Below are 20504 nucleotides of genomic sequence, written 5' to 3'. Positions count from 1 at the left end.
CGCCATAAATCATGTTTTTCATTTCTAAATTAGAAACTTGTTTCTCTAATCGTTTGATTTTCTGGGCAGGTGTTTCTTTAGATTTAGACATAGGAGAGTGCTCCATGGGTTGCGTCCAGTCTAATCTACCATGCTTTCTTAACCATGTAAGGACCGTACTTCGACCTTGAATACCGTAGTGCTGTTGAGCTTGCTTATAGGTTAGCTCGCCTTTTTCTACTTGACTGACAACGGCTAATTTAAAGCCTAATGTGTAATCACGTTGTGTACGTTTAATGCTGATTGTGCTTGAAGGTTTCATAGATAAGTCTCCAAAGTGTCAACTTATCTCAGGACGGGACAATAGCTTGATACAAAAAGCCACCCATAAACGGTGGCTTTTTTTATACCCTTTTGCTGTAGCTTTGAGGCATAATCAAACGGCTATACAAAACAATAACGAAGCAAAGGGAAAATGATATGTCTAAGCTACTTGTGCCGAGTTTACTCGCATTGAGCCTCAGCGCCTGCCAACTCAACACCACGGCCACCGATTACAATCGGTACGCATATGATGCGCAAAAAGCCAAGCCTGAAGCCATTGAACAGGTAGCAACAGCCCCAGAAGTCGCGGTCATCGATCGTGATCTAAAAACCATCATCGATGCCGCATGGCAACTATCGCTTAGCGCCAACCCTTCTCTGGCATACAGTAAAGGGGAGCAATCTGCAGCCGGTAAATTAACCGACCTGTCTGCACAAGCCCTTGCACAGCGCAATAGCCAAGCACAGTCATTACTGGCTTCACTAAAGAAACTTGACCTCAACAAGTTGTCTAAAGCCGATAGCGTTAACGCACAAATATTGCAGTACCAACTGCAAAATCAGGTTGACCAATATCAGTACAAAGACCACTACACGCCCATTTCTGCCGAAAGTGGTTTCCATGCCTACATAGCCAGTATTGCTAAAGGCAGTTTTAAAACCGAAAAAGACTATCAAAACTACCTCAGCAAACTCGCGGCCTTACCGCGCTATTTTTCACAGCAAATGCATTGGATGAAACTCGGGTTAGCCGAAGGTTATACGCCGCCTAAAGTCACCCTAAAAGGTTTTGAAGACAGTATTAGCGCATTTATTGTGCCGGTAGAAGACAGCGGCTATTACAAGCCATTTGAACAATTTCCTAAACATTTTAGCGAAGCACAAAAGCAAACCCTAACCACGAAAGGGCGCCAGCTGATAGAGCAGCAAGTCTTGCCGCTGTATCAAGACTTCTATGATTTTATGACCCAAGAGTATATTCCTGGTGCACGCAGCAATATTGCAGCAGCGAGTCTACCCGACGGCTTAGCCTTTTATGAAAACCGTGTGCGCTACTACACCACCTTAGATATGAGTGCCGAAGAAGTGCACCAGCTGGGGTTAAAGGAAGTCAAACGTATCCGTGGCGAGATGCAGCAAGTGATTGAGCAAGTCGGCTTTGACGGTAGCTTTGCCGATTTCTTGCACTTCTTACGCACCGACCCACAGTTTTATCCCAAGACCGAAGAAGAGTTACTTAAAGAAGCCGCGTATATCGCCAAAAAAGCCGATGCGATGTTACCTAAGTATTTTGGAAAACTGCCAAGAACGCCCTATGGTATCCAAAAGGTCCCAGATGAAATCGCACCTAAATACACCACGGGCCGTTATTCTGGTAGCAACCGCGACGATGAGCCGGGCTATTACTGGGTCAACACTTACGCCTTAGACAAACGCCCGATGTACGAGATGGAAGCATTAACTTTACACGAAGCTGTACCTGGGCATCATTTGCAGATCTCACTCAATAAAGAGCTCAGCAGCCTACCTAACTTTAGGCGCTACAGTTATATTTCGGCCTTTGGTGAAGGCTGGGGATTATATTCAGAATACTTAGGCCTTGAAGCCGGCTTCTATCAAGACCCTTACAGCAACTTTGGCCGCCTCACTTACGAGATGTGGCGCGCGGCACGCTTAGTTGTTGATACCGGTATGCACGCTAAGGGTTGGAGTCGTCAACAAGCATTAGACTTTATGGCTCAAAATACCGCGTTATCACTGCACAATGTCACCACTGAGATTGACCGTTATATCTCCTGGCCTGGGCAGGCAGTGTCATACAAAGTGGGCGAGCTGACCATCAAACGTCTCAGAGCCAAAGCGGAGCAAACTTTGGGAGAAAAGTTTGATATTCGAGCTTTCCATGATGCTGTGTTAGCCCAAGGTTCGGTACCCATGCCAATTCTTGAACAGCAGATTGATGAGTTCATCGCCACCAGCCAAGCTAACTAAGCCATTACTGCATAAGCACCAGCGCTGCTGGTGCTGCAGTTTTATCGATACCGAGCAACACTGACTCGCCACCAACAAGCTATTGCCATGACACATATATTTAGCCAAGAATCCCAACTTAATACTGAGGCACAACGCACCCTTTGGCAGCAGGTGAGACATCAGCGCTTAACCACTGCCGATGGGATAACTTTGGCCTATGGTCGTATCGATCACCCATCGCCTAAAGGCACCATAGTGATCAGCAACGGTCGAGTGGAATCCTATCTTAAATACCATGAGCTAATTTTCGATCTGTATCAGGCCGGCTATCAGATTTTCGCAATAGATCATCGTGGTCAAGGTCTATCCAGTCGCACCACCCATAATCATCATCAGGGTCATATCGATAACTTTGACCTCTATATCGACGATTTTAGTCACTTTATCGACGAGGTTGTCCTGCCTAATGCTCAAGGGCAACTTTATTTGGTCGGTCACTCAATGGGGGGCTGTATTGGGAGTTTGTACATGCAGTCCAAGCCGAGCACCTTTAAAGCCGCGGTGTTCTCTGCACCAATGTTGGGTATTAGATTACCGATTAACCGAGGCTTTATTCGTTGGTTAGCTAACCTGCTTGATAGCCAGCGTCGACAACAGCCACCCAACTACATATTGGGTGGCAAAGATTACTCACCACACCCATTTAAAGGCAATGACCTGACTTATAGCCAAGCGCGTTATGAGGACTATTTACACATTTATCGTGACGAGCCGCAATTGCAGCTTGGCTCACCAACCAACCGCTGGTTAGTTGAAGCCATTGATGCCAGTGAACAAGCCATCTTCGCAGCGCGTGACACACAGGTGCCTAAACTGATATTGCAGGCGAGTGAAGACAGCATTGTTGACAACCAGGCCCAAAACCGAGCCCGCAGTCAACACTGTCAGGTGGTCCCCATTGCCGATGCCCGCCATGAAATTTTTATGGAAAAAGACACCCCACGCAATGCGGCGTTAACCCAGTTATTGCAGTTTATTGAGCAACACCCTTAGTCTCAGTGCCTGTGCCGCCATAATATGCTGGCGGCACAGGCATCCATGTCAGCATTAGCCTAATTGGCCAGCAACCATTAGCTCGCGACTTTCAGGCACTTCGTTGTAAGACAGCACATGTAACCCTCGGGCAAACGCCAACGCATACCTCGCCAGTAAAGGCCGCAGTTGCGGAGATACCAACAACAGCGGACTGTGTCCCTGTGCTTTGGCATCGGCCAGTAATTGCGGCATTTTTTGTTGCAGTTGCGCCAGTAATTGCGGCTCAACCGGAAAGCTGTCCATCGCCACTTTACCTTGTTGCTGCGCTTGAGTGAGCGCATTGGTCAATGTCTGCTCCAGTTCTGGCGCTAAGGTCATCACATTCAATGTGTTGTCGCTCCCCGCTATCGAATGCAATATTGATTGCTTGAGCGCGCAACGGACATCAGCCGCCAACAAAATTGGATCTTTACTGTTTTCACTGCACTCCAACAACGTGGTGCCAATGGTACGAATATCTTTCAGTGATACTTGCTCTTTGAGCAATAGACGAAACACCTTAAGTAACTGGATGGGCGTTAACGCATTACTTAATGCCTCGGCAAGTTTAGGGGACTGTTTAGCCAACCGGTCCGTCATTGCGACCACATCGTCATGCTGCAGCATATCGGCCAATGATTCGCGCACCAATTTGCTGACGTGAGTGGCAATAACCGTGGCGTTGTCCACCACCGAATAACCTAAATTTAGCGCCTTGGCTTTAGCTTCATTATCAATCCACACTGCGTCCATTTGATAAGCGGGCTCTTGAGTCAAAATGCCATCAATTTCACCATAAACCGGACCACTCTTAATCGCCATAAGCTTATCGGGTTCAAGTTCAGCAGTCACAATAGGGTTGCCCATCAAGTTAATCTGATAGGCATTAGGCGCCAGCGCCAAATTATCCCGCACCCTGACTTCAGCTAACAAAAAGCCCGCTTGCTCAGACAGGGTACGACGAATACCGGTTAAACGCTTTTGCAGTTCTGCTCCCTTACTGCGCTCGACCAAGTGCACTAAGCGATAGCCAAGTCGCACCTCAATCAGATCGGTAAATGGCAACGCATCCCAACTGGGAAGTGAAGGCTCTGCGAGACTTTTTTCAACCTGCTGCTCCACCGCTTGCGCAGGCGGATTTGCCTGCCGCTGACCTTGCTTCCAGGCAGCAAAACCCAACAAGGCTGCAAAAGATAGAAACACTGCCGCTGGCATGCCAGGAACAATGCCCAGTATCAACATTACCGCAGCTGCTGTGGCCAGTGTTTTTGGGTTGGCCAGCAGTTGTTGGCTTAGCTGGGTGGGCATCTCTTCGGCATCGGACACCCGAGTCACGATAATCGCTGCCGCCGTTGCCAGCAATAGCGATGGGATCTGTGCCACAAGACCATCACCTATGGTCAGCAGCGCATAGGTTTTAAATGCATCGGCGGCACTTAAATCGTGCATGAACACACCGATGGCGATACCCCCTAGAATATTGATAGCGAGAATCAAGATCCCGGCAATCGCATCACCACGCACAAATTTAGAAGCACCATCCATTGAGCCATAAAAATCAGCTTCACGGGCCACCTCTTGGCGGCGCTCGCGCGCTTGCTCCTGACTGAGCACGCCTGCATTAAGATCGGCATCAATCGCCATCTGTTTACCCGGCAAAGCATCCAAGGTAAAGCGCGCTGAGACTTCAGATATACGCTCACCACCTTTAGTGATCACCACAAAGTTGATGATCATTAGGATTAAGAAGATCACCCCACCAACAACATAGTTGCCGTCAATCACCACCTCACCGAATGCTTGAATAACCCGACCAGCAGCATCACCACCTTGATGGCCTTCAATCAATACCACACGTGTCGAGGCAACATTCAAGGTTAAACGCATTAGCGTCGCCAGTAGTAAAACCGTCGGAAACACCGAAAACTCTAATGGCCGGCGAATCGACACCCCCACCAACAACACCATCACCGCGAGCACAATATTAAAGGTGAATAAGATATCGAGTAACCAAGGCGGCAAAGGCAGTATCACCATCGCCAGAATGGCTAACAGCATGATCGGAATTCCGATATAAGCTTTGTTACCTTGAAAAGCGTTAGACAACCAATTCATCGAATCATATTTCCTTTAGTCATGGCGTAAGTGAGGCGGAATGAAAAACTGTGGCAAGGGTTCAGGTTTGGCTTGTTTACCTTCCCTTGCAGCCTTGATCTGCAATACGTAATTAAGTACATGAGCAATCGCAATAAACAGTGCTGCTGGGATCTGCTGCTCTACCTGAGTCGAGTAATAAATTGCGCGGGTTAGTGGCGGCACTTCAATCACCTCAACATCGTGGCGCTGCGCGATTTGGCGCATATACAGCGCTAACTCATCGGTTCCTTTTGTCACCACATAGGGCGCTTCTGCTCGGGAAAGGTCATATTTAAGCGCAACCGCATAGTGGCTGGGATTGACCAATAATACGTCGGCTTGAGGAATCGCCACTTCGGCCCGAGAGCGACCAATTCGCTGCTGTAACTGACGAATCTTTGCTTTGACCTCCGGCTTACCATCTTGTTGTTTCTGCTCATCTTTGACATCTTGGCGCGACATTCTGAGCTCTTTGTGATGATGCCAATACTGGTACGGTACATCGATGAAGGTGATCACCAGTAGGCCCAGCCCTAAATAGAACATCCCCAAAGACAACATATTGATGCCATGGCGCACTGCTTCATCAACAGGCAGCTGATTATAACTCAACAAGGTTTGTAGATTGGCTTCAAGGAAGTACACCATAATGCTCAACAGCAAGGTGACTTTAAGAATGGATTTCACCAACTCGACCAAGGATTTCACCGAAAAAATGCGTCCAATACCTGAAATCGGGTCTATACGACTGTACTTAAACGCAGCATTTTTAAAGCTAAACACTGGTCCACCGGGCATGGCACCGGCGATCATCGCAATAAGCGCCACCATAATGAACAGCGGGCCCAACAAGTTCAGCATCGCCACCAAGGAGCCACCTATGTGCTGTTGCAGCACATCGTCGCTCAGTAGCTGCTCACGGCTAACTTGCATGTTAAATTGCGCCAACGCCGCCATGTTCCCAGCAAACCAATCCGCACTAAGAGTCAACATCAGCGCACAACCGATAATAAGGGCGGTTGAAGCCAGATCTTTTGAGCGCGGTACCTGACCTTTTTCGCGGGCTTTTTTCAGTTTTTGTGGTGTCGCCTTCTCCGTTTTACTTTGACCAGAGTTTTTATCACTCATACCGCGCCCCCAATGAATTGGTACATGGCGGCGAGTGCATCAAGGCACAGGTCGCTGTAACGACTGGGCAAGCCGCTAAAAGAGAACATCACACACACTAAGCCCATCAACATCGACATTGGAAAGCCGAGTGCAAATACGTTTAAAGATGGTGCAGCCCGGCTCAACACACCAAAGGTAATGTTGACCATTAACATGGCTAATATCACAGGAATCGCCAGCATAAATGCCGAGGCAAATAACCAAGCAAAGCGACCCACTAATCCCATCAAGGGTAAATCGAAAATGCCACTGCCAATCGGCCACAGAAGAAAGCTATCAACCAAGATGCCAATGGCAACAAGATGGCCATCTAGGGCCAAAAACAGCAAGGTACCATAGAGCAAAAACCACTGACTCAGAATGGGGTTCGATGTGCCATTGGCCGGGTCATTCATGACTGCCATGGCCAAGCCCATCTGCATCGACATCATCGCCCCTAATAGGGTCATGACATGGATGAGTATTGAAAGAAATAGCGCCAACATGAAGCCGAGCAGAAGCTGCTCGATTGCAATAAATACTGCGGCAATCGACAGTGCGTCGACCTCGGGAACGTTAGGCAGCATCGGCGCTAGCAATGCCGCAATCACCACCGCTAACAAAATCCGCAGCCGAGCAGGAATATAGCTGCTGCTAAAAAAGGGGAGGACTAGAAATGCCCCCATAATCCGGCAAAATGGCCACCAAAAGGTTCCAATGAAAGCACTTATTTGCGGCGCAGTTAAAGACAGCATAGTTAACCAATAATGTGCGGAATTGTCATAAACAACTCGGCGAAAAAGTCACTGATCTGCTGTAGCAGCCAAGACCCAGAAAACAGCACCATTAGCAGGGTAAGCACTAACCTAGGTAAGAAGCTCAAGGTTTGCTCGTTGACCTGGGTCGCCGCCTGAAACACCGCAATCATTAGACCCACCAGCAGCCCTGGCACAACCAATACAGCCACCATGGCCACCACCAGGTAGATTGCATCGGAGAACATCACCGTTAATTCATTCACATCCATGAGCAGTTCCTATTGGCATGCCATCATCTCTATCATCACTAGCCAAAGCTACCCACCAAGGTACTGACGGTCATGGTCCAGCCGTCAACCAGTACAAACACCATTAGCTTGAAAGGCAGAGAGATAATCAAAGGTGATAACATCATCATCCCCATCGACATCAACACACTCGCGACAACCAGATCGATGATTAGAAAAGGCAAAAACAGCAAGAAGCCAATTTGAAACGCCGTTTTGAGTTCACTGAGCACAAAAGCTGGCATTAACACAAAGAACGGCACTTGATCGGCGGTTAACGTCGTGGGTTCATTGGCAATCTTAAGCATCTGCTCGAGATCGGTTTCACGGGTCTGTGCCAACATGAACTGCCTCAGTGGCCCTTCACCTATTTTGACCGCTTCGGTTAACTCAATATCACCATTGTCATAAGGCAAGTAGGCTTGCTGATAGATATCATTGCCAGTCGGACGCATAATAAAAATGGTGATCACCAAGGCGATCCCAAGTAGCACTTTATTCGGCGGACTTTGCTGCAGGCCAATCGCCTGACGCAAGATTGCCAGTACCACAATGATCCGGGTAAAGCTGGTCAACATCATCAGTAGCGCAGGTAAAAAACTGAGCACCGTCATCAAAGCAAGGATCTCTAGTTTGATATTGACGGCTTGGGCTTGATCCCCTTGACCATAGGTAAATAAAGTCAGGCCATCATTGGCGGTAGCGAACGGTGCAAACAAGAGTAAACCTAGGATCAGCAGTAAGCGCATGCTAGTCGTTGGCTCCGGTCAGGCTAATCGATTCAACTTCCAATAAACGCACGCCATAGCGACCATTCACTTCCACCACTTCACCGCGGCCTAATAACGCACCGTTCACACGAATATCTAGCGGCTCGCCCACCATACGATCTAGGCCAATGACATCGCCTTGCCCCATCTTAGTCAGCTCACCAAGTGCGATTTCAGCACTGGCTAACTCAAGGGTGACTTGGACGGGTAGCTGCTGAAAAAACGACATGTCTTTCACTGGTTTTTTTGCCACCGGTGCCGCTAGGGTGTCATCGGCCGCAAATAGATCATCATCGAGTAAAAAGTCATCATCAATTAAGCTTTGTTCAGTCATGGGGAATCTCCTCTTGTGGAAAAGCATCTTGGGTCAATTTGGCCACCATCTGACCATCGTGGGTATGGACCGTGGCGTAAAACAAGGGCCGCTTTCCGACCGTAACCGGACAGCGAGAATGTAAACTCATGGGTAAAATGTCACCCACACTTAAGTTGCTTAGCGAGGTAACCGGCGTCACTTGCCGCCCCAGTTCTAACAGTATTTTGGTAGGGATCTGACTCAATCTTTGCGCCAGTTGCTCAGGCAAATCCGCAGCCACCATGTAATGACTTGGCTGCTCAGCCATTAAGCCCAACAGTTTTTCGGTCATACAAAAACGCATGTCGGCGCCACACTGCTCTTGTGGAAAAGACAGTTGCCAGCTAAATGGTGCATCTAAGGGAGTTTGGTTAGTGACTAAACTAAGCTGCAACGCGTGTTCATCTAACGTGACAACGGGCAAAGCCGACAACGCCGCTAACATCAGTTTTTTGGCAAGACGAAACTCAGATTGGCTAGGCTCTCGAAGTGGTGAACACAAGGGGCTATCAACGCTGCCATAATACCCACTAGCTAGTTGGTCTAATGTGCAACGATCAATACGCCACCACGCCAATGGCGAACCTTGGTAGCTCAGCAAAAACCACGCGCCATGGATATCCGGTGTCACCGTTTGATCTTGAGTCGACAACACACCCTCATAGACTCCATGATGCCCCTGGCGAATAATCGGATTAAGCACGGTGTTAATGTTTTCTATTAACTGCTTTTGACAGCTTTCAATCTGTATGATTAACCGACTTCTAGCGAGTTTTTCTTTGATTAAAACAACCGGTCTAATATTCTCCACTGCAGGATTTTTAATCAATCTAGCTTTAGATGTTATTTTCAAAACTCACCCCAATATATATTAGCGTCAAAAACTCAACACAAAAAATATAAACACCAATAAAATGACAGGTGACATTTATATGACGCCACCACAAAATCAAACCATAAAACTAATAAATAAATTAAGTATCAAAAAACAAAATAAACCATATAGCGACAATTTTTCATAAAACTTAAATTATTTTTTGAGTTTTTTCGAATAAAAATTCTAAACCCTTAAAAAACAACATCTTAAAAATGAAATATTTTGTTTCACCAGAGATTTTTGTCCCGCAAAAACCTCAACCGGCAATCACAAAAAAGCATTCAAACATATTAAACCATCAAATTGGAATATATTTTTAATATTTTAAAACCAATATTTACAAGCAGATCAAAAAATACAATAATTCACAAAAAAAGCATTTACTTATAATCTAAACAATGTTTTATTAGCGACCTAAAGCTTCAAATCATGAGGCGGGTTATTTATTGAGTGTGTTTTATAAACTAAAAATATTCACTAAATTAGAATAACAAGAAAAAGGAATGAGTTGGTTTGGCATCAATAAACAGTATTTTATGCTGCATTTTGTTAGCGACATTCTTTTTTGCTGGCAAAGTACAAGCAAGTACCATCGCTTATCAAACCCCTATGGAATTATCGCAATGGCAATTTAATGGCAGCCCTTATGGCTGCGAAATACGCCACTATGTCGATGGCTTTGGTGACTACGTACTTAGCGCAAAACCGGGCGAGAAAATTGATATCGCACTGCAAACCGATTGGCTAGCACTGCAGCAGCACGCAAGCAACATTAGTATTGTCAATGCCAGTTGGCAGGCAAACCAGCCAGTCGGTCAACACGGTACTCAGCTACAATGGCTGGGCAGACAAGCAAGTAGCCAACACAACACCGCCCAATTTGTTGAAGCATTAGAGCTGGGCAAAACCTGGCAAACTTATATTCAGCCAAGTGCAGATATCGGCTATTTAGTAAAAAGCGCCCCAGTTAATACTCGCTCTGTCGCGCTCGCCTTTCGCCAATGTCGACAACAGTTGCTACCAAAGCCTTTCGAGTATGTACGCCATGTGACATTCAATTTTGCCAGTGCTGAGAGTCTGCTCACCCCGACTCAATTTAGCGATATCGAAGCGATCGCGGCTTATATCAAGGTCGATTCGAGCATCAAACAAGTCTTAGTTGATGGCCATGCTGACGCAGTGGGTGATCGCCTAGCAAACTTGGTACTCAGTAAGCAGCGTGCTGACGAGGTCAGTGCACGCTTAGTTGAAGTCGGCATTGATAGCGCCATGATTCAAGTTCGTCACCATGGCACCCGAGCACCACTAGCCAGTAACCACCATCAAGCGGGGCAAGCTAAAAACCGTCGTGTATCCGTGAGGCTTATTAAGGACTCACCCAACCCACAGTTAGCCCAAGACACCGCTGGAGTATCACAATAATGTCAACTTACGACTACCAATTGTCTAATGTTGCACTGTCTACGCACAGTCAAAATGAGTTGGCGTTATTAGGGTTTATGCCTTGCCATCGCCAAGCCACACACCCTTGGCTCGCGCTGATCGATCTCAGTCAAGCTGTTGCCGAAGACGTCACAGACATATTGAAAGCCAACCCGGCAAAAAACCAAATTGCTGTGTTAAAACCAGAACAAACTGACATTGCCACTACCGCCATGCAGCAGGGTGTTCAAGACTACCTTTTACACCCGATTGATGAAGCTCAGGTACAATCGCTATTTCGTCGTCTTCGCCGCCTAGAGCAACCTGATAATGAATTGGTTGTTGCTAGCGCAACGAGCCGACAATTACTGATGTTGGCCCATCGCGCGGCATCAACGGAGGCCAGCGTATTACTCACTGGCGAAAGCGGTACAGGCAAAGAGCCCGTAGCTCGATATATCCACCGTCACTCAAATCGTGCTGACAAACCTTTTATTGCAGTTAATTGCGCCGCAATCCCTGAGAGTATTTTAGAGTCGATCTTATTTGGTCATGTTAAAGGTGCTTTTACCGGCGCCAGCTGTGATCAAGCTGGAAAATTTGAGATGGCCAATGGCGGCACTATCTTACTCGATGAAATTGGTGAAATGCCGATACTGCTGCAAGCCAAGCTACTGCGAGTACTGCAGGAAAGAGAAGTTGAACGAGTGGGCGGTCACCAATCAATCGCGCTGGATATTCGTGTTATCGCAGCAACTAACCGAGATTTACGCCAAGCGGTTAAGCAAGGTGATTTTCGTGAAGACCTATTCTACCGACTTGATGTGCTACCACTAAAAATTACCCCGTTACGGGATAGGCGCGAAGACATTTTGCCATTAGCGGCCCACTTTCTAAAACGCTACCAACCGATACAAGCCGACAACTGTTTTCTCAGTGAAGCTGCAAAACAACTATTACTGGCCCACGATTGGCCGGGTAATGTACGTGAGCTAGAGAACACCATCCAACGTGCGTTGATTATGCGACGAGGCTTAGCCCTACAGGCCGCCGAACTCGGTATCGCCAGCGAGTCACATCACTGTGTCGTTGCCCAAAGCAATAGCGAATCGGGTTTGAAGGCTTCTAAGAAACAAGCTGAGTTTCAATACATTATCGACACACTAAAACGATTTAATGGTCACCGTAGTCACAGCGCCGACTCCCTCGGAATGACCACTCGAGCTCTACGCTACAAGCTCGCACAAATGCGTGAGCAGGGCATAGATATTGACAAAGTACTGGCTGATAAAGGCCAGGCAGCCTGATCCAGCCACTCTGATTTAGGAATTTAATCATGTCTAACGCGACACTCATCAGCCCTCAGTCGATGATGGATACCATGAGTATCCACACAGAAATCGCGAAAGGGGCAATCAAAGTGGCCAGCAACCCCAGAGATTTTGGTGTGGCTACCCCTAGCTTTTCTGAGCTGATGCAGCAAAAAGTCACTGCGGTCAACAGCGACCAAAACTACTCCTCCGCGTTGATGCGAGCTGTAGATAGTGGTGAAAGCGATGATTTAGTTGGCGCCATGGTTGCTTCACAAAAAGCCAGTTTGTCTTTTTCAACCATGATGCAGATCCGCAATCGCTTAGTTCAAGCATTTGACGAAGTGATGAAAATGCCACTGTAACTATGCCGGTAACAATGACCCCTCCAGTAACCGCCAAACTTCATAGCAAGGATTAATCGAACATGTCTACCACTCTGGCCCAAAGCGCTGACGCAATCACGGACGTTAACGACAACCAAGACCTGCTCTCATCAGCCAAAGCCAAATGGCAACGATTCAATCGAGGAGACCGACAAGTATTGGTGCTCGCCGTGCTGGCCTGTGTGGTCGCATGCGTAATTGTACTGCTGCTGTGGACCGCCTCTCAAGGCTACCGTCCTTTATATGGGCATCAAGATAAAGTTGATACTGCTCAGGTGATTGAAGTACTTGAGGCAGAAGGGATCAATTACCAGATTGAAACCAATAGTGGCCTCATCTTGGTGCAGGAAGACAAACTCAGCAAAGCGCGGATGTTACTAGCAGCAAAAGGCGTAAAAGCCCAACTACCTAGTGGCATGGAGTCACTGGATAACTCCGGTATTGGCACCAGCCAATTTATGGAGCAAGCCAAGTACCGCCACAGTCTCGAAGGTGAGCTTTCACGCACCATCATGGCACTCAAATCTGTGCGCACCGCGCGGGTACACTTAGCCATCCCTAAGCGAACACTATTTATTCGAGCCCAGCCAGAACTACCTTCGGCATCAGTGATGCTTGATTTATACGCCGGCGCCAAAGTACAAGCCAATCAAATTGAAGCTATTGCAAATTTAGTTTCCGGCAGCGTTACCGGTATGACCCCAGAACGGGTTCAAATTGTCGACCAAGAAGGCAATCACTTAAGTGCTGGGGTGGCCATGAACCAAGACATCACCCAAGCACGAGATAGGCAACTAAAATACACCCAAGAGCTAGAGCAAAGCTTAATCAATCGGGCTTCAAGCATGTTAGCACCGGTATTGGGCCAAGAGAATTTTCAGGTTCAAATTGCCGCTCAGGTTAACTTTAACCAAGTCGAAGAAACCCGTGAAGCGATCGACCCTGATACGGTTGTGCGCCAAGAGAACTCTAGCACGGCAGAAACCAACAGTGAGTTAGCACTTGGCATTCCGGGGGCACTGGCTAACCAACCACCGGGTAATGATGCAGACGAAAACAATAATGCTAGCCGCAATTTAAATCAGCAGCAAAGTCGCCAATTTGAAGTGGGACGCTCGGTACGTCATACCCGTTTTCAACAGATGCAACTGGAGACTCTGTCGGTGTCAGTACTGCTTAACAACCAAGCTGCAGGCGAAGGTGGCTGGAGCGATGCGCAACTTAACCAGCTAGGCACTATGGTACAAGATGCCATCGGCTATACCGCCGCACGAGGCGACCAATTCAGTATTAATAGTTTCGATTTTGCGCCAGTACAAATCGCTCAATTTGAGCCAATGCCTTGGTGGCAAGCTGAGGGTTACCAAGCTTATCTGCGCTATCTGATTGGCGGCATATTAGGCCTTGGGTTGATCTTATTCGTCCTGCGTCCGCTTGTGAGCCACCTCACCCGTACCGTGGATCACCACAGCGAAAACGAAAATGATGCGCAGCCATTGGCAGCCATAGAAGACAATCAAACCGCGGCATTGCCAGCCACCGATGATGCCCAAGCTTTAGCCGATCAGTTAATGGCTGGCGGTAACGACAACGCCAGTACTTGGATGGGAACCCAAGGATTACCCGAACCTAGCTCGCCACTGACAGTGAAAATGGAACATTTGAGCCTGTTGGCAAATCAAGAGCCAGCGAGGGTGGCAGAGGTGATATCCCATTGGATCAGTGATAAAGAAAATCCGTAAATAACGCCATCGTGCTGAACCGAAAACAGCCCAACTTGATCATTACAGAAGTGAAAGCGAAATGAGTGAACCGAATATCAAAATGGACAACTTAGATCAGGCAGCGATGTTGCTATTAAGCATGGGAGAGAAAGGTGCGGCCCAAGTAATGGCCCATCTTGATCGCAACGATGTACAGCATCTTAGCCATAAAATGGCGCGACTTTCGAGTATCACTCAACAAGAAGCTGAAGCAGTACTCGGCCGATTTTTTATGCGCTATCAAGAGCAATCCGGTATCGCACGAGCCTCTAGAGGTTATTTGCAAAAAACCTTAGATATGGCATTAGGCGATCGGGTCGCCAAAAGTTTAATAGATAGTATTTACGGTGACGAGATCAAGACCTTAGTAAAACGGCTTGAATGGGTTGAACCCCAGCTATTGGCGCGAGAAATCACCAATGAGCATAGCCAATTACAAGCTGTATTACTGGGACTACTGCCAGCAGAAAGCGCCGCGCAAGTGCTACAAAGTCTACCTGCTGCCGGCCAAGACGAGGTATTAGTGCGGATCGCGCAATTGGGTGAACTCGACCGCGATGTCGTCGACGAACTCAGGCAGCTAGTCGAACGCTGCATGCTAATTGCCATGGAAAAAAGCCACACCCAAGTCGCAGGTATTCGCCAAGTCGCCGATATTCTCAATCGCTTTGAAGGTGACCGTGAGCAGCTAATGGAGATGATCAAACTACACGACAAAGGCTTAGCCAGTGACGTTGCTGACAATATGTTTGATTTCATCATACTAGGACGACAAAAAGCGGAAACCTTACAAGAAGTGATGGCCAATGTTCCCGCAGAAACCTTAGCCATCGCCCTTAAAGGCATCGACAGTGAACTCAAATCGACGCTGTTGGATGCACTACCAAAACGTATGTCATCGGCCATTGAGACTCAAGTCGACGCTATTGGCGCTGTACCAGTTAGCCAAGCCATTGCCGCTCGACGCGAAATTATGGAGATCGCCAAGCAATTGATGGATGAAGGCGAAATTGAATTACAGCTCTTTGAAGAGCAAGTGGTGGAGTAACCATGACCCGTAACCCAAACAATAAATGGCGATTAAACAGCCAGTTGGCACGACGTCATCGTTTTGCCCCTTTGCAGGCACCAGAGCACAGCGATACACAGGAGCCTGGGTGGGACGACTACCAACAAGCTTATGATAAAGGCTATGAAGAGGGGCTTACTAATGGTCATCGTGAAGGCCTAGAATCAGGTAAAGAGGAAGGCCGCCGCGCGGGGCATGCTGCGGGCTTCAACCAAGGAAAGGCCGCCGGTGAACTGGCAGGAAAAACCGATATTGATCAGCAGCTCAATGAGGTGCTGACGCCGCTGAGTGCGCTAAAATCTCTGCTCGAAGAAGGCTACAACCAACAGATCAATGAGCAGCAATCACTCATTCTTGATCTGGTTCGCCGCGTATCTCAACAAGTGATTCGCTGCGAGTTAACGTTGCAACCACAACAGATATTGGCTTTGATTGAAGAAACCTTAGCCGCCCTGCCAGATAACCAAGGCAACATTGCCATTCATTTGGAGCCCAGTGCCGTAAAACAACTGCAAAACCTTGCAGCAGACAAAGTGGCAGACTGGCATTTAGTGGCAGACGCTGACATTTCAGCAGGTGGCTGTCGAATCGTTACCGAACACACAGATGCCGATGCATCGGTTGAAACTCGTCTCAATGCTTGCATGGATCAAGTGCAGGCCAAACTCGCTCAAGCCCATGACTGAAGCAGGTGAAATCGATAATATTTTAGACTGGCCAACTATCCCAGTTGCGCAGATCTATGGTCGATTGACCCGGGTAAAAGGGCTCATTCTCGAAGCGGTAGGTTGTGAGTTGGGCATGGGAGATCGCTGTTTAATCGAATGCCGTGATGGCCGCTATATTGAAGCTGAAGTGGTCGGTTTTCATAAAGAAACCCTCTGCTTAATGCCCATTGAACACACGTCAGGCTTAATGCCAGGGTCTAGGGTATTGCCCTATCACCAAAGTGGCCAACTGTGCATCGACGATAACTTGCTAGGGCGGGTGCTCGATGGTCGCGGCCAACCGCTTGATACTGGCCCTGCCCCAGCCATGTGCTCGGCCACCGACAGCCATAAGCCCGTCACCAACCCCTTGTTACGTCGTCCAATCAACACCGCTTTAGATGTGGGCATTCGAGCAATCAATGGCCTGTTTCCTGTAGGACAAGGACAACGACTTGGGTTGTTTGCAGGATCTGGAGTCGGCAAAAGTGTGCTACTCGGTATGATGACCCGCTTTACCCAAGCTGACATTGTCATTGTTGGCCTAATTGGCGAACGTGGCCGGGAGGTCAGTGAGTTTATCGAGTCAGCTTTAGGGCCAGAAGGTATGGCTCGCGCAATCGTCATTGCAGCCCCTGCCGACACCACGCCGTTAATGCGGCTACGCGCTATGCGCCTATGCCACACCTTAGCCTGTGGCTTTCGCGATCAAGGTAAGCGGGTACTATTACTGGTTGATTCGTTAACCCGCTATGCCCAAGCTCAGCGTGAAATTGCTTTGAGCTTAGGCGAGCCACCCGCCACCAAAGGTTATCCGCCTTCAGCCTTTGCCCAATTGCCTAGCTTAGTAGAAATGGCTGGTAATGGTCAGCACCCCCACGGCACCTTAACCGCATTTTATACCGTACTGACGGAAGGTGACGATCAGCAAGACCCAATTGCTGATGCCGCTCGGGCAATTTTAGATGGTCATATCGTTCTCAGCCGTAAGCTAGCCGAACGAGGCCACTTTCCCGCTATCGACATCGCAGCCTCCATTAGCCGTTTAGCGGCGCAATTGAGCGATACCTCGCAGCAACAAGCAATACAACGATTTCGCCATCTCAACGGACGCTATCACGAAGTCAGTGAACTATTACCCCTTGGCGGCTACCAACCGGGCCAAGATGCGGATATGGATCTGGCGGTACAAAGTTACCCACAGCTGGTCGAATTTCTTACACAAGGGATAGATGAACGTGCTGAACGCACCCAAAGTATGCAGCAATTATTAGACTTAATTTGCCCATTGCAACCACCTTCGTCACTGGCATAGGAGAGCAAAATGCAGCAGTTAATCAAGCTTAAGCAACAAGAAGAAAAGAAACTGACCAAGTTAGGACAACAGCGTCACGAAGCGGCGAATCGACTGCAACATAGCCAACAACAAACGGCACAACTAAGTGCAATGCTGCAGCAATATCAGCAAACTAGCGATAAGAATTTGCACCCACTACTATTGCAAAATAACACCAGCTTACAACAAAGTTTGCGGCCGATGGTGCAACAAATGGTCAGGAAAAATGGCTTGCTTGCCCAAGAACAACAACGAATAGATGATTTGTGGCGCCATCAACTGCAACATAGACAGCGGTTAAATTGGTTAGTACAACAACGCCAAAAACAGCGACTACGAGACACTGAACGACGTGAGCAGCAACAACTAGACGATCTCGCCCAAAGAGCGCGAATTAACGACTAGCGAAGTCCTTCACCATAATCGTTCACGCCGGTATCTTCTTGCTGCAAGATACTGGCAATCACAGCTTGCTGAGTCACCAACAGTTTACCATTAGCATCATTCATCGCTTGGCTCTCTTTCACCGCAGCCAATAAGTTCTGCCACCATAAACTCAATTGCTCTTTATGCTGGGCAGGTAATTTCTCTAACAACAGCGCCATGCCTTGTGCATCGCCACTGAATCCAAGCTGATTGAGAAATTGACAGCGGGCTTTGGCGCGTAACATCAACTCATCACAAAGCGCAGTTTGGTGCTCATTATGGTGTGACAACCCTTGGTTATCTCGACGCTGCATCAGCTCTCGTTGTTGCTTGAGTAAACTTTTGAGTTGTTTATAGCCATCGATATCCTGACGAATACCGCGAACCAGTGACTGCAACACTTCGCGTTTATTGACGGTAAGTTTATCCATGTTGACGTAACATCGCCTCAGCTATTTCACCAATATCAATACGAAAAGTGCCATTGGCTATCGCTTGACGTAAGCCACTGACTTTGTCGCTATCTACCTCTGCAAGTTGCGCAAGTTGCGGCTTGGCTTGGTCGAGTAATTGCCAATCATCACTGGCACTTTTAGTCGCACTCGGATTAGGTTTGGCTTGCTGTTCATCGCGCTGATAGTGGGTCTGTGCGCGCTTATTAACGCCAACTTCCGCACTTAACGGGCTATTAACTTTGGTGATTTCCATCATAGATACTCAAGTGATAATGCAGTCACTATTAACAAGCGACACTTGAGCGTAAAAACTAAAATCAGATAGCCGAAAATTAGAAAATGGTTGCCACTCGCCCTTTGGCTATTGGATAAGCAATAATCACTTTGCCAGAACTGAGGTTTTTTACCCTAATATCTTTGCCCTCTCCCCCCGACTCTAGCGCCTCTCCTGGCATGTTGGCGTAAAAGCCGTTACTACGAGCTTCAATAATCACTTTATCACCTAAATTTACCCACATAGGTGCCGAAAGCTGATTGATTTGTATCGCTCGATGACGCCGAAGTTGCCGCTTCACTTGGCGACCAAGTAAATCCTCTAGCTGGCCCACTAACTGGCGATCACTACTTGATAGCACGACTGACTGAAAAACAATATCTTGCTCACCAATAATCTCCCCGCGCTTTAACGCACGTGCAGCCACAGGCAGTCGCGCCGTCACCGTCACCTTGGCACGTACAAATAGGCTCCAGCCTTTGTCAAAGCACTGTACCCGCCGCTGCAAATTACCAAACGGCACTCCGGCAGCGGATTCAATGGTAATTTGTGAAGGGCACTGAGGCAGTGAACTGGCACCAGAAGGTACCCGAGGTTGAATTTGATGACTGACAATTTCAATCCCATTGAGCTGTTGCCACTGCTGTAACTCTGCTTCCAGCTGGGTGACGAACTGCTGGCGTATCTCATCAGCAACAGTCAGCGACTGCGCCATCGCCCCATGCGGAAGTAACAGGAAAACCGTCCACAACAAGCAGGAAAGACCTATTCCGTTTTTCAACAGTCACCTCAGTTAAGTCATTGATATAAAACATCTAAGTTTGTTGGCACGTAAATTGATTGCTCAGATGCAGCAATTGGGAAATCGACCATACATTACTAGGAGTTTTCATGGCTATCAAGCTCGATGCCGCACTGGGCATTCACCCACAAACACTCGACTTTCGTGTCGAACGCAGCAAGATGCTGGCCGGGAACCTCGCCAATGCCGAGACCCCAGGCTACAAAGCCAGAGACTTAGACTTCAAGACGGTCATGACGCAAATCAATGCCGGAATGACTCCCGATCGCAACTACGAAGCCGCTTACCGAGTGCCTTACCAATCTTCCAGTGATAACAACACCGTTGAACTCGGTAGAGAGCAAGCTCGTTATTCGCAAAACGCCATGGACTATCAAACCAGTCTGACCTTCCTCAACATGAAAATTGCTGGCTTGAAGTCAGCCATTGAAGGCAAGTAGGAGAACAGCCAGTGTCATTTTCTGAGATCTACGATATCGCCGGTGCCGGCATGCACGCCCAAACCATCCGCCTAAACACGGTGGCAAGTAACTTAGCCAACGCTGGCGCAGCGGCAGAGAATCCCGACAGTGCCTTTAGAGCACTAAAGCCGGTATTTTCAACTATTTACAACCAAACCCAGCAGGTGCAACTCAGTGGCGCACATGTACAGGTCGCCGGTATTGTTGAAACCGACGCACCACTTGATATGCGCTATGAACCCAATCACCCGTTTGCCGACGAACAGGGGTGTGTGGCGTACTCCAACGTCAATACCGTAGATGAAATGGCAGATATGATGGCTGCAAGCCGGTCATTTGAAACCAATGTTGAAGTGATGAACCGCGCCCGTTCTATGCAGCAAGGCCTGCTGCAACTAGGAGCCAACTAA

General features: G+C 48.0%; 23 protein-coding genes. 12 read left to right on the top strand and 11 right to left on the bottom strand.

The window, feature by feature from the left end:
- Nucleotides 1-301: IS3 family transposase (locus L865_RS0116670; RefSeq protein ID WP_037471418.1), on the bottom strand; the 301-nt coding region annotated here is incomplete at its 3' end.
- A gap of 158 nt (nt 302-459) precedes the next feature.
- On the opposite strand from L865_RS0116670, the gene L865_RS0116665 reads away from it, so the two are divergent.
- On the top strand, nt 460-2295 hold the full coding sequence (locus tag L865_RS0116665; protein WP_028774285.1) for a DUF885 domain-containing protein: 1836 nt from the start codon (nt 460-462) through the stop codon (nt 2293-2295).
- A gap of 87 nt (nt 2296-2382) precedes the next feature.
- Nucleotides 2383-3330 carry an alpha/beta fold hydrolase gene (locus tag L865_RS0116660; protein WP_037471429.1) on the top strand — a complete coding sequence of 316 codons (948 nt, stop codon included), beginning with the start codon at nt 2383-2385 and terminating at the stop codon, nt 3328-3330.
- A gap of 54 nt (nt 3331-3384) precedes the next feature.
- On the opposite strand, the gene flhA is transcribed toward L865_RS0116660, so the two are convergent.
- The 7 genes from flhA to L865_RS0116625 are packed head-to-tail and all read right to left on the bottom strand — an operon-like array spanning nt 3385 to nt 9659.
- Nucleotides 3385-5466, bottom strand: a complete 2082-nt coding sequence (gene flhA / locus L865_RS0116655; protein WP_028774283.1) for a flagellar biosynthesis protein FlhA — start codon at nt 5464-5466, stop codon at nt 3385-3387.
- A gap of 15 nt (nt 5467-5481) precedes the next feature.
- The gene (gene flhB, locus L865_RS0116650; RefSeq protein WP_028774282.1) at nt 5482-6615 is read right to left on the bottom strand and encodes a flagellar biosynthesis protein FlhB; all 1134 of its coding nucleotides are present in this window, start codon (nt 6613-6615) and stop codon (nt 5482-5484) included.
- Nucleotides 6612-7391, bottom strand: a complete 780-nt coding sequence (gene fliR / locus L865_RS0116645; RefSeq protein WP_037471417.1) for a flagellar biosynthetic protein FliR — start codon at nt 7389-7391, stop codon at nt 6612-6614. The genes flhB and fliR overlap by 4 nt, the downstream gene beginning before the upstream one ends.
- A gap of 2 nt (nt 7392-7393) precedes the next feature.
- Complete coding sequence (gene fliQ, locus L865_RS0116640) at nt 7394-7663, bottom strand: flagellar biosynthesis protein FliQ (RefSeq protein WP_028774280.1); 270 nt, start codon at nt 7661-7663, stop codon at nt 7394-7396.
- 38 nt (nt 7664-7701) lie between these two features.
- The gene (gene fliP / locus L865_RS0116635; RefSeq protein ID WP_028774279.1) at nt 7702-8430 is read right to left on the bottom strand and encodes a flagellar type III secretion system pore protein FliP; all 729 of its coding nucleotides are present in this window, start codon (nt 8428-8430) and stop codon (nt 7702-7704) included.
- A gap of 1 nt (nt 8431) precedes the next feature.
- Complete coding sequence (gene fliN / locus L865_RS0116630; protein ID WP_028774278.1) at nt 8432-8785, bottom strand: flagellar motor switch protein FliN; 354 nt, start codon at nt 8783-8785, stop codon at nt 8432-8434.
- Entirely contained in the window at nt 8778-9659 is an 882-nt protein-coding gene (locus L865_RS0116625) for a FliM/FliN family flagellar motor switch protein (protein ID WP_028774277.1), read from the bottom strand. The genes fliN and L865_RS0116625 overlap by 8 nt, the downstream gene beginning before the upstream one ends.
- Before the next feature lie 537 nt (nt 9660-10196).
- Here L865_RS0116625 and L865_RS24055 point away from each other — a divergent pair.
- From L865_RS24055 to L865_RS0116585, 8 genes are all read left to right on the top strand, one after another.
- The gene (locus L865_RS24055; RefSeq protein ID WP_051484663.1) at nt 10197-11105 is read left to right on the top strand and encodes an OmpA family protein; all 909 of its coding nucleotides are present in this window, start codon (nt 10197-10199) and stop codon (nt 11103-11105) included.
- The gene (locus L865_RS0116615; protein WP_028774276.1) at nt 11105-12412 is read left to right on the top strand and encodes a sigma-54 interaction domain-containing protein; all 1308 of its coding nucleotides are present in this window, start codon (nt 11105-11107) and stop codon (nt 12410-12412) included. Before L865_RS24055 ends, L865_RS0116615 begins: the two co-directional genes overlap by 1 nt.
- A gap of 29 nt (nt 12413-12441) precedes the next feature.
- Nucleotides 12442-12780 carry a flagellar hook-basal body complex protein FliE gene (fliE, locus tag L865_RS0116610; protein ID WP_028774275.1) on the top strand — a complete coding sequence of 113 codons (339 nt, stop codon included), beginning with the start codon at nt 12442-12444 and terminating at the stop codon, nt 12778-12780.
- A 62-nt stretch (nt 12781-12842) separates the two neighbouring features.
- Nucleotides 12843-14543: a flagellar basal-body MS-ring/collar protein FliF gene (gene fliF, locus L865_RS0116605; RefSeq protein WP_028774274.1), complete on the top strand. Its 1701-nt coding sequence runs from the start codon at nt 12843-12845 to the stop codon at nt 14541-14543.
- An 82-nt stretch (nt 14544-14625) separates the two neighbouring features.
- Nucleotides 14626-15612, top strand: a complete 987-nt coding sequence (locus L865_RS0116600) for a flagellar motor switch protein FliG (RefSeq protein ID WP_028774273.1) — start codon at nt 14626-14628, stop codon at nt 15610-15612.
- A 2-nt stretch (nt 15613-15614) separates the two neighbouring features.
- Nucleotides 15615-16319, top strand: coding sequence for a flagellar assembly protein FliH (gene fliH / locus L865_RS0116595; RefSeq protein WP_028774272.1), 705 nt, complete (start codon nt 15615-15617; stop codon nt 16317-16319).
- Complete coding sequence (locus tag L865_RS0116590) at nt 16312-17655, top strand: FliI/YscN family ATPase (RefSeq protein ID WP_028774271.1); 1344 nt, start codon at nt 16312-16314, stop codon at nt 17653-17655. The genes fliH and L865_RS0116590 overlap by 8 nt, the downstream gene beginning before the upstream one ends.
- Nucleotides 17656-17664: 9 nt before the next feature.
- The gene (locus L865_RS0116585; RefSeq protein WP_028774270.1) at nt 17665-18081 is read left to right on the top strand and encodes a hypothetical protein; all 417 of its coding nucleotides are present in this window, start codon (nt 17665-17667) and stop codon (nt 18079-18081) included.
- Here L865_RS0116585 and flgN read toward each other — a convergent pair.
- From flgN to flgA, 3 genes are all read right to left on the bottom strand, one after another.
- A complete protein-coding gene (gene flgN, locus L865_RS0116580) occupies nt 18078-18533 on the bottom strand; it encodes a flagellar protein FlgN (RefSeq protein WP_028774269.1) in 456 nt (151 codons plus the stop codon). The two genes, L865_RS0116585 and flgN, sit on opposite strands and share 4 nt — an antisense overlap.
- Entirely contained in the window at nt 18526-18813 is a 288-nt protein-coding gene (gene flgM / locus L865_RS0116575; protein ID WP_084632565.1) for a flagellar biosynthesis anti-sigma factor FlgM, read from the bottom strand. The genes flgN and flgM overlap by 8 nt, the downstream gene beginning before the upstream one ends.
- Before the next feature lie 76 nt (nt 18814-18889).
- Nucleotides 18890-19612 (bottom strand): flagellar basal body P-ring formation chaperone FlgA, encoded by a 723-nt coding sequence (flgA, locus tag L865_RS0116570; RefSeq protein WP_245608454.1) that lies wholly within the window; start codon nt 19610-19612, stop codon nt 18890-18892.
- 110 nt (nt 19613-19722) lie between these two features.
- Here flgA and flgB point away from each other — a divergent pair, with 110 nt between their 5' ends.
- Together flgB and flgC are read left to right on the top strand one after the other, a co-directional pair.
- Nucleotides 19723-20073 (top strand): flagellar basal body rod protein FlgB, encoded by a 351-nt coding sequence (flgB, locus tag L865_RS0116565; protein ID WP_028774266.1) that lies wholly within the window; start codon nt 19723-19725, stop codon nt 20071-20073.
- A gap of 11 nt (nt 20074-20084) precedes the next feature.
- Nucleotides 20085-20504 carry a flagellar basal body rod protein FlgC gene (gene flgC, locus L865_RS0116560; RefSeq protein WP_028774265.1) on the top strand — a complete coding sequence of 140 codons (420 nt, stop codon included), beginning with the start codon at nt 20085-20087 and terminating at the stop codon, nt 20502-20504.

Source organism: Shewanella waksmanii ATCC BAA-643, assembly GCF_000518805.1.
Lineage (GTDB): Bacteria > Pseudomonadota > Gammaproteobacteria > Enterobacterales > Shewanellaceae > Shewanella > Shewanella waksmanii.
The sequence above is the reverse complement of the archived record's forward strand: the minus strand, read 5'-3'. Positions and strand labels throughout refer to the sequence as shown.

Bases quoted from the DNA above. Each gene is read 5' to 3' on its own strand.
- L865_RS0116665 (WP_028774285.1), top strand. From the start codon at position 460: ATGTCTAAGCTACTTGTGCCGAGTTTACTCGCATTGAGCCTCAGCGCC.
- L865_RS0116660 (WP_037471429.1), top strand. From the start codon at position 2,383: ATGACACATATATTTAGCCAAGAATCCCAACTTAATACTGAGGCACAA.
- flhA (WP_028774283.1), bottom strand. From the start codon at position 5,466: ATGAATTGGTTGTCTAACGCTTTTCAAGGTAACAAAGCTTATATCGGA.
- flhB (WP_028774282.1), bottom strand. From the start codon at position 6,615: ATGAGTGATAAAAACTCTGGTCAAAGTAAAACGGAGAAGGCGACACCA.
- fliR (WP_037471417.1), bottom strand. From the start codon at position 7,391: ATGCTGTCTTTAACTGCGCCGCAAATAAGTGCTTTCATTGGAACCTTT.
- fliQ (WP_028774280.1), bottom strand. From the start codon at position 7,663: ATGGATGTGAATGAATTAACGGTGATGTTCTCCGATGCAATCTACCTG.
- fliP (WP_028774279.1), bottom strand. From the start codon at position 8,430: ATGCGCTTACTGCTGATCCTAGGTTTACTCTTGTTTGCACCGTTCGCT.
- fliN (WP_028774278.1), bottom strand. From the start codon at position 8,785: ATGACTGAACAAAGCTTAATTGATGATGACTTTTTACTCGATGATGAT.
- L865_RS0116615 (WP_028774276.1), top strand. From the start codon at position 11,105: ATGTCAACTTACGACTACCAATTGTCTAATGTTGCACTGTCTACGCAC.
- fliE (WP_028774275.1), top strand. From the start codon at position 12,442: ATGTCTAACGCGACACTCATCAGCCCTCAGTCGATGATGGATACCATG.
- fliF (WP_028774274.1), top strand. From the start codon at position 12,843: ATGTCTACCACTCTGGCCCAAAGCGCTGACGCAATCACGGACGTTAAC.
- L865_RS0116600 (WP_028774273.1), top strand. From the start codon at position 14,626: ATGGACAACTTAGATCAGGCAGCGATGTTGCTATTAAGCATGGGAGAG.
- fliH (WP_028774272.1), top strand. From the start codon at position 15,615: ATGACCCGTAACCCAAACAATAAATGGCGATTAAACAGCCAGTTGGCA.
- L865_RS0116590 (WP_028774271.1), top strand. From the start codon at position 16,312: ATGACTGAAGCAGGTGAAATCGATAATATTTTAGACTGGCCAACTATC.
- L865_RS0116585 (WP_028774270.1), top strand. From the start codon at position 17,665: ATGCAGCAGTTAATCAAGCTTAAGCAACAAGAAGAAAAGAAACTGACC.
- flgN (WP_028774269.1), bottom strand. From the start codon at position 18,533: ATGGATAAACTTACCGTCAATAAACGCGAAGTGTTGCAGTCACTGGTT.
- flgM (WP_084632565.1), bottom strand. From the start codon at position 18,813: ATGATGGAAATCACCAAAGTTAATAGCCCGTTAAGTGCGGAAGTTGGC.
- flgB (WP_028774266.1), top strand. From the start codon at position 19,723: ATGGCTATCAAGCTCGATGCCGCACTGGGCATTCACCCACAAACACTC.